This window comes from Psychrobacillus sp. 05T411, from assembly GCF_056396485.1.
Genome location: NZ_JBFTLO010000014.1, coordinates 18,901 through 32,999 on the forward strand (window position 1 = coordinate 18,901; position 14,099 = coordinate 32,999).

At 36.6% G+C, this 14,099-nt stretch carries 17 protein-coding genes; 2 read left to right on the forward strand and 15 right to left on the reverse strand.

Going from position 1 to position 14,099, the window contains the following annotated elements; all coding sequences use genetic code 11:
- Positions 1-66: 66 nt before the first annotated feature.
- From ytpR to AC1DFT_RS12645, 6 genes are all read right to left on the reverse strand, one after another.
- Entirely contained in the window at positions 67-672 is a 606-nt protein-coding gene (gene ytpR / locus AC1DFT_RS12620) for a YtpR family tRNA-binding protein (protein WP_478159108.1), read from the reverse strand.
- A complete protein-coding gene (locus AC1DFT_RS12625; protein ID WP_478159109.1) occupies positions 669-1,484 on the reverse strand; it encodes a DUF1444 family protein in 816 nt (271 codons plus the stop codon). Before AC1DFT_RS12625 ends, ytpR begins: the two co-directional genes overlap by 4 nt.
- Before the next feature lie 82 nt (positions 1,485-1,566).
- Positions 1,567-1,878, reverse strand: coding sequence for a thioredoxin family protein (locus AC1DFT_RS12630; protein WP_478159110.1), 312 nt, complete (start codon positions 1,876-1,878; stop codon positions 1,567-1,569).
- Positions 1,879-1,890: 12 nt separating this feature from the next.
- Entirely contained in the window at positions 1,891-2,403 is a 513-nt protein-coding gene (locus AC1DFT_RS12635; protein ID WP_478159111.1) for a hypothetical protein, read from the reverse strand.
- 63 nt (positions 2,404-2,466) lie between these two features.
- Positions 2,467-2,988 (reverse strand): DUF84 family protein, encoded by a 522-nt coding sequence (locus tag AC1DFT_RS12640; protein WP_478159112.1) that lies wholly within the window; start codon positions 2,986-2,988, stop codon positions 2,467-2,469.
- Between the two features lie 48 nt (positions 2,989-3,036).
- Positions 3,037-4,110 (reverse strand): M42 family metallopeptidase, encoded by a 1,074-nt coding sequence (locus tag AC1DFT_RS12645; RefSeq protein ID WP_478159113.1) that lies wholly within the window; start codon positions 4,108-4,110, stop codon positions 3,037-3,039.
- Between the two features lie 164 nt (positions 4,111-4,274).
- Here AC1DFT_RS12645 and AC1DFT_RS12650 point away from each other — a divergent pair, with 164 nt between their 5' ends.
- Positions 4,275-4,589: a hypothetical protein gene (locus AC1DFT_RS12650; RefSeq protein WP_478159114.1), complete on the forward strand. Its 315-nt coding sequence runs from the start codon at positions 4,275-4,277 to the stop codon at positions 4,587-4,589.
- Between the two features lie 281 nt (positions 4,590-4,870).
- On the opposite strand, the gene AC1DFT_RS12655 is transcribed toward AC1DFT_RS12650, so the two are convergent.
- From AC1DFT_RS12655 to pepV, 7 genes are read right to left on the reverse strand one after another with little or no spacing between them, the layout of a single operon-like run.
- On the reverse strand, positions 4,871-5,737 hold the full coding sequence (locus tag AC1DFT_RS12655) for a YtnP family quorum-quenching lactonase (protein ID WP_478159115.1): 867 nt from the start codon (positions 5,735-5,737) through the stop codon (positions 4,871-4,873).
- A 15-nt stretch (positions 5,738-5,752) separates the two neighbouring features.
- Positions 5,753-6,394, reverse strand: a complete 642-nt coding sequence (gene trmB, locus AC1DFT_RS12660) for a tRNA (guanosine(46)-N7)-methyltransferase TrmB (protein ID WP_478159116.1) — start codon at positions 6,392-6,394, stop codon at positions 5,753-5,755.
- A 4-nt stretch (positions 6,395-6,398) separates the two neighbouring features.
- Entirely contained in the window at positions 6,399-7,337 is a 939-nt protein-coding gene (locus AC1DFT_RS12665) for a diacylglycerol/lipid kinase family protein (protein WP_478159117.1), read from the reverse strand.
- Positions 7,330-8,313, reverse strand: a complete 984-nt coding sequence (locus AC1DFT_RS12670; RefSeq protein ID WP_478159118.1) for a nuclease-related domain-containing protein — start codon at positions 8,311-8,313, stop codon at positions 7,330-7,332. The genes AC1DFT_RS12665 and AC1DFT_RS12670 overlap by 8 nt, the downstream gene beginning before the upstream one ends.
- Before the next feature lies 1 nt (position 8,314).
- Positions 8,315-8,857: an RNA 2',3'-cyclic phosphodiesterase gene (gene thpR, locus AC1DFT_RS12675; RefSeq protein ID WP_478159119.1), complete on the reverse strand. Its 543-nt coding sequence runs from the start codon at positions 8,855-8,857 to the stop codon at positions 8,315-8,317.
- On the reverse strand, positions 8,854-9,705 hold the full coding sequence (dat, locus tag AC1DFT_RS12680; RefSeq protein WP_478159120.1) for a D-amino-acid transaminase: 852 nt from the start codon (positions 9,703-9,705) through the stop codon (positions 8,854-8,856). Before dat ends, thpR begins: the two co-directional genes overlap by 4 nt.
- Entirely contained in the window at positions 9,705-11,114 is a 1,410-nt protein-coding gene (pepV, locus tag AC1DFT_RS12685) for a dipeptidase PepV (protein WP_478159121.1), read from the reverse strand. Before pepV ends, dat begins: the two co-directional genes overlap by 1 nt.
- Before the next feature lie 300 nt (positions 11,115-11,414).
- On the opposite strand from pepV, the gene AC1DFT_RS12690 reads away from it, so the two are divergent.
- The gene (locus tag AC1DFT_RS12690) at positions 11,415-11,636 is read left to right on the forward strand and encodes a DeoR family transcriptional regulator (RefSeq protein WP_313891525.1); all 222 of its coding nucleotides are present in this window, start codon (positions 11,415-11,417) and stop codon (positions 11,634-11,636) included.
- Between the two features lie 58 nt (positions 11,637-11,694).
- Here AC1DFT_RS12690 and AC1DFT_RS12695 read toward each other — a convergent pair whose 3' ends face one another.
- Positions 11,695-12,396 carry a pseudouridine synthase gene (locus AC1DFT_RS12695; RefSeq protein WP_478159122.1) on the reverse strand — a complete coding sequence of 234 codons (702 nt, stop codon included), beginning with the start codon at positions 12,394-12,396 and terminating at the stop codon, positions 11,695-11,697.
- 9 nt (positions 12,397-12,405) lie between these two features.
- The gene (locus tag AC1DFT_RS12700; protein ID WP_478159123.1) at positions 12,406-14,022 is read right to left on the reverse strand and encodes a putative polysaccharide biosynthesis protein; all 1,617 of its coding nucleotides are present in this window, start codon (positions 14,020-14,022) and stop codon (positions 12,406-12,408) included.
- Positions 14,023-14,099: the final 77 nt, after the last annotated feature.

A 14,099-nucleotide genomic window follows, 5' to 3' on the forward strand; every position in this document is an offset into this window, starting at 1 on the left:
CCTAATTGGCATRCTTTTTCGTATTTTGATATAAATTAGCTAATTACTGATAGGGAGAGACATGTCTTAGGATACAAAGGCTGTTCCTATTTCGGCATTTTCGTCTAGAACTAATATACCTTTTGCTTCTGGAGCGTTTGGTAATGCTAATTCTTTTGCAGAGCATAGCATTCCACTAGATGCAATGCCGCGAAGTTCTGCGTCTTTAATAACCATACCAGAAGGCATAACTGCTCCAACTTTTGCGACTACTACTTTTTGACCTGCATCCACATTAGGAGCACCACATACGATTTGTAAAGTCGATTCACCAACTATTACTTGGCAAACTTTTAATTTATCCGCATTTGGATGTTGCTCTAATGATTCTACGTATCCAACAACAAATTTAGGTGATAAATCCACTTCTAATTGGAAGTCTGCACCATTTGTATTTAAAGCTTGTTGTACTTTTTCAACGAACGCTTCTGTAAGCTCAACATTGCCTTTTGTTTCGATTTTTTCATATTTGCTAAAGTTAAAAATATTGATAGCTAATACTTTATTAGATTGCTCGTCTTTTACAAACGTTACTTCACCTTTTGTTTCCGTCACTACTTTTTCTACTTTTTCAGGTGTTAGTTGTACTAAAAGTACATCCCCTACGCCAATTTCATTGTAAAAAATATTCATTTGTCTTCGTTCTCCTTCGTTACTCGATTTTTTGCCATGATAAAGATCGGCTCTAAATCGCCATTTTCATATATAAAAGATAATGAAGTAATTGGTACAGTTCCAACCGTAAAGAAGTGCATGGTCATTTGAGCCAGAACATCGTATCCAGTTTCATTTCTTATATCACCAATTATCATAACATCTTGATGGGGTACAGAAACAGTCATATCTCCAACAACTATTTTTTTCATGTCACGAAGTAGCGATTCATTTAACATACGACTCGCATCATACCCGTCGTTATTATTGAAGAAATAAAACGTATTGTCCGCAACGACATCTTTTTTGTAATTTGATTCTAAGTTTCTAACTTGGAATAATGCTCTTTCACGAACTTCTGTTTCTCGTATATTCCAGGCAGCAAGCATTTTTTCGTCGAGTAGACGATAAGTGCTTCCCAAGTCTACTGCATAGTAAATACGTGTTTCTGCTGTATGGTCTTTTGTGATAAATTTATTGCCCTCATTTGATTTTAAAGGGAATGAAGTAGAACGAATGACTGGATAAACGGAAGATGTCGGATCAATTTCCCCCGCCATTTCCTTTTCCATCGCTTGAAATGTTTGATGAATCGTATAGACCACTTCTTCGATTGCTTGTTCTTTCTTCGTTTCGTATTTGGCTAAAATAGGCGGTATGGAAATATCAATTCCTTTTCCGATATCCTTATGGTTTAAACGAAGCTTATTCGTTTCCCGATTATAATCATAGGTATATATTTCTTCCGATAATTTTGTTTTTAAAAGTCTAATAAGTTCTAGTGCTTTCATATTAAATCTTTCCTTTCAATTCAATCCCGGCTTGGCTTAAAAATAGTGAAACGGCCCACTATTAGTGAACCGTTTGGATGTTTTACATCGATTGGAGAAATGATTCGATTTCATCTTTTGATTTTCGGTCTTTACTTACGAATCTGCCCTTTTCCACACCGTTTTCGAAAACGATAAAACTTGGAATGCCAAATACATCTAATTGCCCACATAAATCGATGAATTCATCTCGATCGACAGACACAAATGTAAAGTTTGAAAACTTGGTCTCTACTTCTTCCATAAATGGATCAATGAAATGGCAATCCGGACACCAATCCGCTGTAAATTTGAAAACAACCTTTTCCTCTTGTTTTAACTGTTCGAATTGTTCTATTGAAGTTAAATTTTGCATGTGAATCCTCCTTTAATTTGTCTTGATAGATCTCACAATTGTCATCATTTTATCCAAATTTCCTGCAATATTTTGTTGGTTAGAAATCGTTGTGAGCTTTATGCCACCAATACTAGTAATTAGTTCATATTTTTCTTCACTATTTTCAAGTATTGCTACAAATCCAAATCGACCATTTTGTTCAAAAGTCTTTTCTTCCACTATATTTAAATTAGTATCAGCCATCATTAAATCATAATATAGCCGACTACCTGGCAATTCGTTCGGGTTAAGAAATAGTATATAAGAATCATTTCCTTTTGAAAGAATTATATTGGTTTCATCAGGCTCCCCTTCTATGGAAAAACCACTAGGGATAAATAATTTCATATTATTCACTTGTTCATTCGGTTTTTCGGCATCACCTTGAAAAACTAACTTTGCATTTTCTATTCCATCTTCCACTTCTTCTTCTATGGAAGAGCATCCAACTAATAAAATGACAGCTAGTGACGCGAAAAACACTCGCATCCAATTTCGAGTCATTCACTTTCCCCCATTCAAAGCATAACTGCTATATATTTTAACGATGATTTGCATCACATGCAACTACAACAACTTCTTGGAAAGTTCATATTGTCCAATCAGAAGATACATAATATGCTCGAACATCATACTTCTTGTAATAAGCCCGTCCGTAAATACTCCAATGGCTCCTTCTTCGTGACGAATCCCTTTCCTATTTGTATAGACGTCCATTACTGGACCAAGTTCCGCTCCAGATCGTAACTGTTCTGCAATCTCGTTCGGTAAAGGTATACCTGCTCCTGTTGCGGTAAATATGTCTCCATTATTTGCCACAAGCGCTCCCCAATTACATAAGTACAAGTCACCGTCTACTTCTTGTACGCCTCCTTCTAATCCAATACCAAATAAAGTGTCAGGCTGCCCTATTAGCTGTTTTGCTCGATTAATCGCCCCTTGTCTCGTTTCTTCATTGCTCATTGGCTGTGCAGATACGAAAGAATCCACTTCCTTGTTTACGAAACTAACATCTGGATAATACATAAGTGAGATTGTTTCAACCGCTTTTGTTTTTGCTTTATTAGTAGTTCCTATGATTATTTTCATCCATTTATTCTCCATTTCCGAAAAAAAGATGCCTCGAGGGCACCTTTTTTATACGTTTGCTTTGATCGTTTCTAATGTTGTACGGTCACATGCTTTTACTAGTTTTACGAGTAATTCTTTTGCTGCTGCATAATCATCTGTATGGATAATCGATGATGAAGTATGAATATAACGTGAGCATATACCAATTACAGCGCTTGGAATTCCTTCATTGGATGTGTGTACCCGACCTGCATCCGTTCCGCCTTGAGAGATGAAGTATTGGTATGGTATTTTATGTGTTTCTGCTGTATCCAATACGAATTCTCTCATGCCACGGTGCGTCACCATTGTACGGTCGAAAATACGTAGAAGTGTTCCTTTTCCGAGTTGACCGAATTCATTTTTATTGCCAGACGCATCATTCGCAGGGCTTGCATCTAATGCGAAGAATAAGTCTGGCTGAATCATATTCGCTGAAGCCTGTGCACCGCGCAAACCAACTTCTTCCATTACATTTGCACCTGAGTAGAGCATATTTGGTAATTGCTCGTTTTGTACTTCTTTTAACAGTTCGATTGAAAGTCCACAGCCATAACGGTTATCCCAAGCTTTTGCCATAATCTTTTTATCATTAGCCATTGGTGTGAATGGACAAACAGGAACAATTTGATCTCCTGGCTTAATCCCCATGCGAGCTACATCTTCTTTATCGTCCGCTCCAACATCGATCAGCATATTTTTAATATCCATCGGTTTATTGCGCATCTCATCACTAAGTAGATGAGGAGGAATAGAACCGATCACACCAGGAATAGTTTTTTCCTTCGTTACGACATCTACACGCTGTGCAAGTAGAACTTGATTCCACCAGCCTCCTAGTGGTTGAAAACGAATCATTCCGTTGTCCGTAATACCAGATACCATGAAACCAACTTCGTCCATATGACCAGCAACTAATATTTTCGGTCCATTGGCATCCCCTTTTTTTAAACCGAAAATACCACCTAAATTATCTTGCACAATTTCATCCGAATATTTTGATAGTTCGCTCCGCATAAATGCACGAACTGCATGTTCATTACCAGGTGCTCCTGGTAGCTCTGTTAACGTTTTAAATAGTGAGCGCGTTTCTTCATTCATATAAAAAAGCCTCCTAAAGCTATGTAAAAACTTATTTTAAAAAAGATTCCACTTCCATTGTAATAAAAGAAGCATTACTTTACTACAATTAAACTTCGTATATCGAAAAATTTAAACGAAACGGGATGTATGATACACTGAAAAAAAGACTAAGGAGGATAACGATGAAATTAAAAGATTATATGTTAGGTCTAGGAACTGGAATTGCAATTGGCGTTATCGCAAGTCAAGCAGCTAACAAAGTGAATTTGAATCGATCTGCTGAGCTAGTTCTAAGAGATATAAAAACGGCGTTTAAAGAAGAGGGACCAATTGATGGGTCATGGATTTTGATGAATCCAGAACCATTTACTAAAGAAGCCATTCATACAAATGTATATAAAGGTGGCATTTCCCGAATGAAAAATGGGGAGCTAGAACAATTCGAATTCGCAGCAGATGCAAAAACAGGTACGGTAGTGGATTTAGTAAGAATGTAGAAAAGACGAAAGCAGCCAAAGATAGAATTTGGCTGTTTTCGTCTTTTTAAATAGGTTTTTACACAAGGAATAAAGCTTCAAACGCACTCGCAATGGATCCATTAAATGGCAAGTCTTCTTGTAATAAGAAGGCATATAATTCGACATATTACAGGGATAATGCGTCTTATTGTCCGCTGTGATTTTCGCTGCAGTTGGACGCTTTCCGCCCAGAAGTGGAAATCCCAGTGGTAACTCTATTGAATCTCTAAGACGCATTATCCCTAAAAAGCGTCACAACTCTATTTCGTATCACTAAGGGAAAATTGTGTTCTATCTACTTTATCTACTATTTCTCTTCCATCTTCAGACCACTTCACTAAACGATAAAAAGCATCATGGTAAAAACTGAACCAATAATTAGATTGTAAGGCTTCGTTTACCCACTTCTCTTTCGCATAAACAGAAGTCATTGGGTAGTCGTCGTACGCTAACACCCATAATGGATTTTGATGTGCATTAGTCGGCATTATATCCGCCATATGAATAATCGTCTCGTCGTTTTGCTTAAACAAAACAATACTATGTCCATCGCTATGACCACCTGTGTGAATCATTTCAATCCCATCCACCACTTCTATGGAACCGGAGAATGTCGCTACTTGCTCTACAATTGGCTCCCAATTTTCTTTCCAATATGTATTTTGTGAACGCATATTTGGATTTTTCATTTCATTCCATTCGACGTCCGATACATAAATTTTAGCATTTGGAAAACTGGATATTAGCTTACCATCTACCCATTTTGTTAAACCGCAAGCGTGATCAAAATGTAAATGTGTCATGATCACTATATCGATTTCTTCTGGGTGAACACCGAGTTGTGCTAAATTATCTTCCACTTGAGATTGATCAGATATCCCATAGTTTCGTAGTTGCTTCTCTGTAAACTTACCGTCACCAAGGCCCGCTTCTAGTAAAATATTTTGTCCTTTATATTGGATGAACAGTGGATCTGATGGCAATTCGATTTGATTTTTTTCATTAACTGGATATTTCTTTTCCCATAAAGGTTTTGGTACAACCCCAAACATAGCACCCCCGTCCATATGTGTGGTCCCACCTTTTAGCCAAGTTAATGACATGTCGTGAAATTGAAACGTATCCATTCTCCCAGTCCCCTTTTATACGAATTTTGCTTCTACTCGATAAATTGGCTGTCCTTTTGCTGAAAAWTTCTCTTCATACTCTGTCATAATATTATCTTCGGGCATATTTACGTGTAAATCGAGCGAAACATCTTTTATTAACATACCATAAGTGGACATACTAATTAAAGAATATTCAAACAATCCGCGGTTATCCGTTTTGAAATGGATTTCTGCATTGTCTATTAAAATAGATTCATATAGTTTCAAAAACCCTTCATGGGTTAAACGTCTTTTTGCATGTCTAATTTTTGGCCATGGATCAGAGAAATTCAAATAAACGCGGTCTACATCGTTTTTCTCAAAATACTTTGCCAAATCTGCACCATCTACTTTTAATAGGCGTAAATTTGGTGGAGAACCTGCAGCAATTGCATTTTCAACTGCAGAAACAATTACGCTATCATATAGCTCTATTCCAATATAGTTAATATCCGGATTTTGTTTTGCCATTCCCGTTATAAACTGACCTTTGCCTGTACCTACTTCAATATGAAGAGGATGATTATTTTTAAACTCGCACTCCCAATTCCCTTTCAGTGCTTCCGGATTTGGAATGACGATTTCAGGGTGGCTATTTATAAATTCCTCTGCCCATGGTTTATGTCTTAACCTCATTACGTTAAACTCCTTTTTCTATGTGTTTTGCTAAGTTCCAAGTTTTTGGTATGACGGAAAATGAATACGCGTGATTTTCATCTGTTATACAAGAAAATTCCCCGTCTACATGTCCGTAAACTTCATCATGCATCGTTATTATATAGTTTTTATCTTGAAATTGTACGACCTCTTTATACTTTGTATGTTTTCCAAAAAACACTGTACCAAATATAAATAATAATTTCCAACGAGCTAAATGGTGTACTACTGTCATTTCAATAAGTTGATCATCTGGTTTGGAAGAAGGGGATATTTTCATGCCCCCACCAAAGTAAGGCTGATTACACACAACGAAGAACCAAACATCGTCATACGTTACCACTTCCTCCTCTTTATGTAAAGTGAAAGAAAATCGCTGAAAAGTAAATAATTCTTTGATCAGGTACAAAATGTATGTTAACTTTCCTAGACCAAATGTATTTAATCGCTTTTTCCACTTAGAATGATTGACGGAATAAGCTACTTTCGCGTCAAATCCAAAACCCGCATTATTGACAACCTTATACTGATGTTGACCAGTATCTAACAAAGCTAAATCCATTTTTACAGATGCATAAGTGCTATGTACATAACTGTCTAATTGCTCATTCGTTTGAAAAACAGAAAATGTTCGGCCGAAATCATTTCCGCTACCAGCAGAAATAACACCAACACGAACATGATTATATCCGGTAACACCTACAATTATTTCGTGAACCGTACCATCGCCTCCAACAGCGACGATTAACAAGTCGTCATCCGTTGAGATTGCATAATTTCTTGCAATCTCTATCGCGTGCCCAATTCGTTCCGTTATCATAAACGTATAGGGAAAAGTAATGGTTTCTTTCCATTTCTTCCAAACCTTTTTCCCCCGTCCATTACCTGCATGCTCATTTACGATAAAAACTACCTTATTCATCTTTCTCCTCGCTATCTAAATCCCAAGAAGACCTCGAATAGGAAGTAGTTTGCACTAAATCTAAAACTGCCTGTGCAGCTTTAAATTGCATATGTTTCATAGGAGACGGAGAGCTTTTTAATGATGAAAACCAATCGGCATACGTCCTGCTATCGATAAACTGGACATTATAAGCAGAACCAGGATAGTCGATGTACCCATTCCTTGAAAGGATTACCTTTCGAATAGGCAATTCTATTTCTTCTTTTTTAAAAACTTGCAATAAGATAGATTCCATCCGATTAATATTAATCATAGGACTTAATACTTTTTTCTCTTCTTTTCCACTTTTTCTTAGCCAAAAACGATCGCTACTACCGATAAATGCATCTAAATTTTCTGCTTCTAACATGACGATACAGACGATTTCAGTTGGTAAAACAAGCATTATATCTAACTCAATCGGCGCCTTTTTTAACTTTAATATCGGATAATAAAATAAAAAATAATTATCCGGTAAACTTTGCATAAATGTTCTCAACAACGTATCACGCATAAATTTGGGATCCACATACGATTTTTCGCGCAAAGTGGAACTTGCCCATTTTAATTGAAAATGGAAAAGCTGATCTAAATACATTCTCTTTAAATCTTCTTTTGTTTGTGGTTCATACACTATTTTAGGTTCGAAGAAAAGAGGAGTGGGTTCCTCCGAAATAGTATCTATATCGTCTATTTCGTTTGTTTCCCACGTTACCTCATCTGGGTTTTCATCTTTTTTTCGATGAAACAGTTTAGAAAAAATAGATTTTTTTTCTGGTTCTTCTATTATTACCTCTTCTGTTTCCTCCCAAGTATTGTGGAGAGTCCCTTTTTCAAACTCTTCTTTCGTGCGTTCCCATTGTTGTTTTTTCAAACGAATAAATTGAGTTGGGTATCTTTTCAAGTCTTTTTCATAACGTGAAACATAATCTTGTAGTTTCACTAGTTGTGCCATGCTACACCCTCCTACTTTGTATATATTCAATCCCCTCATAATGGGGGGAACGATTATTATTTATTTGAAAAACAGAAAAATGAGAGACATCAAAACTCATCTTTTGTAAATKAAAATCTTTTGCATGCAATTCATTGGTTGCTGCCCACTTTTTAGCAATCGTAATATGAGGGTGGAAATCTTTTGTGTTAGTTATATCCATTACTTTAGATAATTGCTCKGTAATCTCATGTTGCAAGTCATGTAAAGGATTACTTTTTTCTACCGCTGTGTAGATAACTCTGGGTGTTTGCTCATTTCCAAAATGGGATAAGCCACTTGTCCTTAGTTCGAACGCTTCCCACTGAATGTCTCGTAAATGTTGCACAATAGTTGCTAAAGTAGCCTGTTCCACATGCCCTAAGTAAAAGAGCGTGATATGCAAGTCGTCAGCAACTGGCAATATTTTATGTGTTTCATGCACATTTGTATTTTCACGCTCTTTTACAATAGCCTTTGCGATAGGCATTGGAACTTTTATACCGATAAAATAATGTTGTTTCATACACCAATAGACGTTGGGATTTTTTGTTCAAATGCTTGTTGCAAGTTTTCTGTCCATTTCCCACGTCTACCACTTCCAATTAGTTGACCGTCTATGGAAATGATCGGCATTACTTCTACATTTGTAGATGACATAATCATTTCGTCCATTGCTAGTGCCTGTTCTTTTGTAAAAGCCTCTTCAACTACTTTTAATCCGATTTCATGGCAGCAATCTAAAATTACTTTTCTTGTAATTCCATTCAATATTAAGTTACTTACAGGATGTGTATATAGCACGCCATCTTTAATACCATATACATTCGAAGATGAACCTTCTGTAATAATTTCGCCGCGATGCTGGATTGCTTCATAGCAGTCTTTACTAATTGCCTCTTGTTTTGCAAGAACGTTACCAAGTAAGTTTAAGGACTTAATATCACAACGAAGCCAGCGGATATCTTCTACAAAACAAGCTTTTACTCCGTTTTCCAATTGTGTTAATGGTCGAGATGTTTCTTTTGTATAGGCTGTTAGGACAGATTCTACTGCAGGGGTCGGGAAATTATGTTGTCTTGGGCTCGTACCACGAGTAACTTGTAAGTAAATTTGACCATTTTCTACTTCATTTGTCTCGATTAAATCGTGCATCATTTTATGCATAAGGTCTTTTGTATACGGTATGACTAACTGGATTTTATCTGCGCTGGCATATAAACGGTCTATATGTTCTGTAGCAGTAAATACGTTGCCATTATAAATTTTGATCACTTCATAAATGCCATCACCGAATTGATAGCCACGATCTTCATACCCAATTTGCACTTCTTCTTCATTTACGATTTCACTATTCCATAATATTTTAGCCATTATTGTCCACCTGCTTCTGAAGTTTTACCTGCTAGTTCTACAATTGCATCTGCATAAATGGCAGTTGCCTTTACTAAATCTTCGATATCCACGTATTCATCTACTTGGTGTGCAACATCTTTTCTACCCGGGAAAAGCATACCGAATGCAACCCCTTTATCGAGTACGCGCGCATATGTCCCACCACCAATGGATAGAAGTTTTGCTTCTTCCCCAGTGTTTCTTTCATACACTTTTTGCAATGTTTGAATGAGCTCATCCTTTTCGTCGACATAGTGAGGAGCAGAATTAGAACCCAAGTCCAATGTAATACCCATTTCCTTAAGCACTTCCCGACAGACAGCAAGCTTTTCTTCAAAAGGGTAGGAAACAGAGTAGCGCATACTTACTTGCGTGCAAGATCCTTGTTCTGGTGCGTAATGAATAACTCCAGGATTCAGCGTAGTGTCGCCCGAAACTTCATCCGTAAAGTTTAACCCTAGTTTATGACCTCTACTATCTTCTCCAAAGCCTTCCACTAAAAAATCTACAAAAGCTTTGGAATGGGCAGTTAAATGAATCGTTTGCAAAAATTTCGCAAGGAAAATTGCTGCATTTACCCCTTCATCCGGCTCCATAGCATGTGCAGATTTTCCGTGAACTAACACTTTTACCATAGGTCCTTGCGGAGCAACTTCACCTGTTATTCCATGACTACTAGCAAAAGCATCGAATTTTTCTTTAATCGTGATAAGCCCTCCGAAAACAAATGCAAATGCTTCATCTGGCACCATATTTGTTCGCTTTCCAGCTTGGAAAAACTGGATTGTTTCTGTTTCTGGTGAGCCTGTTTGTGTAAATATTAAACTGGCAATTCCTTTTTCAGCATTAATGATGGGGAAATCTGCATCTGGTGCAAACCCAATTGTCGGCATTTGTTCTTTTTGAAAATAACGGTCCACGCAACGGAAGCCACTTTCTTCGTCCGTTCCAATGATCATGCGCACTTTTTTGGAAAGTTCAATTCCAGAAGCCTTTACTAATTTCATCGCCATCCACGCAGCAATTGTTGGTCCTTTATCGTCAATTGCTCCCCGACCGTACACTCTGCTCTCTGCCACAACACCTTCAAAAGGAGGATATGTCCAGCCCGATCCTTCCGGCACGACATCTACATGACAAAGAATTCCGAGAATTTCTTCTCCATCACCCATTTCAATATGACCAGCCATATTATCTATATTTTTTGTTGTAAATCCTTCTTTTTCTCCTTCTTCTAGCATATATTGTAATGCTTCTAAAGGTTTTGGACCGAAAGGCATTTCTTCTGTTGCTAGGTCTTTTTGTAGGACGCTAGGAATTTGAATTAACTTTTGTAATTCCGAAATTATAGCTTGTTTCTTATCTTCTGCAAGTTTTAACCAGTTCATTACATAATCTCCTTCACTATTCATATATATAGCTATTTTACACTTATTTTGATCGAACGTCTTTGAAAAAAATTTTCACATGAAAAATGCCTGTACATTCAGATTTTTATGTAAAACATTTGTAAATTAATTGATTTTAATAGAAATTTGGGAGAAAATCTACTATAATTAAATTGTCAGATAATACAATTGACTACCAATATAGTAAAGGGGCTGTAAATTGCAATTATTTAGTTGCTTTTCACCCATGTCGTCCGCTAGTCTAGCCAAGAGATATGATGATGAAGGAGTGGTTGAATTATGAAACCTACTACTGATCGGATGCTCAATCGAATTAAAGACATGTACATGTTCATCCGAGACAACGGAACTGTTACTACACAAGACTTGGTCGATGAATTTGGCATCACTCCTCGTACTATTCAACGAGATTTAAATGTGCTTGCTTTTAATGACTTAGTTATTAGTCCAACAAGAGGCAAATGGACCACGACGAACAAACGCGTTAAAATGACATCTTAGATACGAACAATATGAAAAGAATGACCATGCTCAAAATTTAAGCAAGGTCATTCTTTTGCTATAGCTGCTCCAATTCTTCCGCTGTCAATTCTCTGTAAGTACCTTCAGCAAGTGAAGAATCTAACTTAAGCGTCCCCATTGAAAGTCTTTTTAAGTAGACTACCTTTTTTCCTACCCCTTCAAACATTCTTTTCACTTGATGAAATTTCCCTTCCGTAATTGTCAATTCAATTTCAGAAATGGATCCACTTTTCATAATATGCAGTATTCCGGGTTTTGTATGATAGCCATCATCTAAGGTAATACCATTTTTGAAAGTCTCTACATCTGACTCATTTACAATCCCTTCTATTTTGGCAAAATATACTTTTGGTACATCTTTGTTTGGCGATAATAATCGATGTGTTAAAGCGCCATCGTTTGTAAGTAATAGTAAGCCCACCGTATCCTTATCCAGCCGCCCGACTGGATAAGGATCGAAATGCCTTACATCATCATTCAATAAATCGATGACGGTTTTATCTCTTGTATCTTCCGTTGCAGAAACTACACCTGCTGGTTTATTTAACATTAAATAGATGAATTGTTTATATTGAATAACTTCTCCGTAAACAGATACTCGGTCCTCATGCTCATTCACATGTATGGAACTGTCTTTAACAGTGACTTCATTTACTTGAATTGCCTTTGATTTGATTAACATTTTTACTTCTCTTCTTGTCCCAAATCCCGTATGAGCTAGAAATTTATCTAATCGCATATTGTTCTCCTAAAAACCAATTTTTTTCGTATACTTTGTCAGTCTTTCTCCAAAAAGCTTTTGCGCAAGACCAAGTCGCAATGTGACGTACCCGTAAAAAGCTGCTCCAATAGCAGCACAAACGCCGATAACTACTAAGGCTTCCAACTTATGGTCAATCACGAACATTTTCTCGATGCCCCATTTAGAAAGGAATACAAGTATTAACATAGCTACATTTACCATCACGATTAATAGAATTCTTCTAAAAACCATCGTCGATTTGTAATGCAATGTTTTTCGAATAGCAAACATATTTAATCCTATAGCTACAATATATCCTGCAGAAGTCGCCAAAATAGCCCCATCTGTCTCAAATGCCTTTATCAATGGTGTATTTAATACGAGTTTCGTTAAAATACCGAGTAACAAATTTAAGATAATAAGTTTTTGTCGATCTATTCCTTGTAAAATCGCTGTTGTCACGGGATATAGTGCAAACAAAATTGCTACTGGAGCATAATGTGCAAGAACCATTGACCCTGTTTCGCTTTGCTCGTAAAAGACAAGATAAAATTCATTTGCTAAAACGGAAATGCCCATTGCAGCAGGCACGGTTAAAAATAATAATATTTGGAACGTTTGATCCAAAGATTTTCTTACTTGAGCAAAATCTTGTTTTGCGTAATAGCTAGTTATATACGGTATTAATGCCATAGAAAAACCAGTTGCAAGCATAACCGGAATCATTACAAGTTTGTGTGTCGTTAAATTTAACATCCCGAGAAAAATACCTGATTCTTTTCCACTAAAGCCTATCATCGTCATAGCACGATTAAATGTAATCATATCAACAAATTGGAATAAAGGATTTATAACGCCAACTAATGCAAACGGAACTGTATAAACCAATATTTCTTTATAAATATTTTTCAAAGAAACATTAGAAGTTGTATTACCGCTGCTTTCCAGTAAATCATTAAATTCTGGTTTTAATTTTTTCCAGTACCAATATAATACGAATAAACTTGCTATTGCTCCTAGAAATGCAGCAAAAACCGCGAATGATACCGCTGTTTTTTCCGTACCATTAAAGACTTTCATAACCAAAAATGCCCCTGTTAATACAAAAAGTATACGGACTATTTGTTCTATCAATTGTGATATAGCAGTAGGGGTCATATGTTGATATCCCTGGAAAAACCCTCTTATTAAACTCATCACTGGTACAACGATCACTGCAAAACTAACATACTTTATAACAATCGCAACATCCTGTACAGTTATCAATGTATCCTTATCTTTAATAACTAAGTGTGCAATAGGTTCAGCTAATAAATATAAGACGAGAAACCCTAACAAACCTGTTATTACCATCAGTAACATGCTGGATTTTACTAGTTTTCTCCCAGTTGCATAATCACCTAATGTGTTGTGCTTGGAAACAAACTTTGAAACTGCTATCGGAATACCTGAAACAGCAATAGCAAGCACGATCGAATATGGAACATACGCATATTGATAGAGGCCGATATACTCCTCCCCAACTAGTTGATAAAAAGGAATAATATAAAGTACACCTAAAATCCTTGATAATAAGAGACCAACAGTCAAAATCATTGTCCCTTTTAATAAATTCGAAGCCATAAAACCCGCCCAATCATATCAAATTCGCCTCGGCGTATTTACTGCGCCAAGATTTTTCTCTAGCTCGCTTGAGAAAT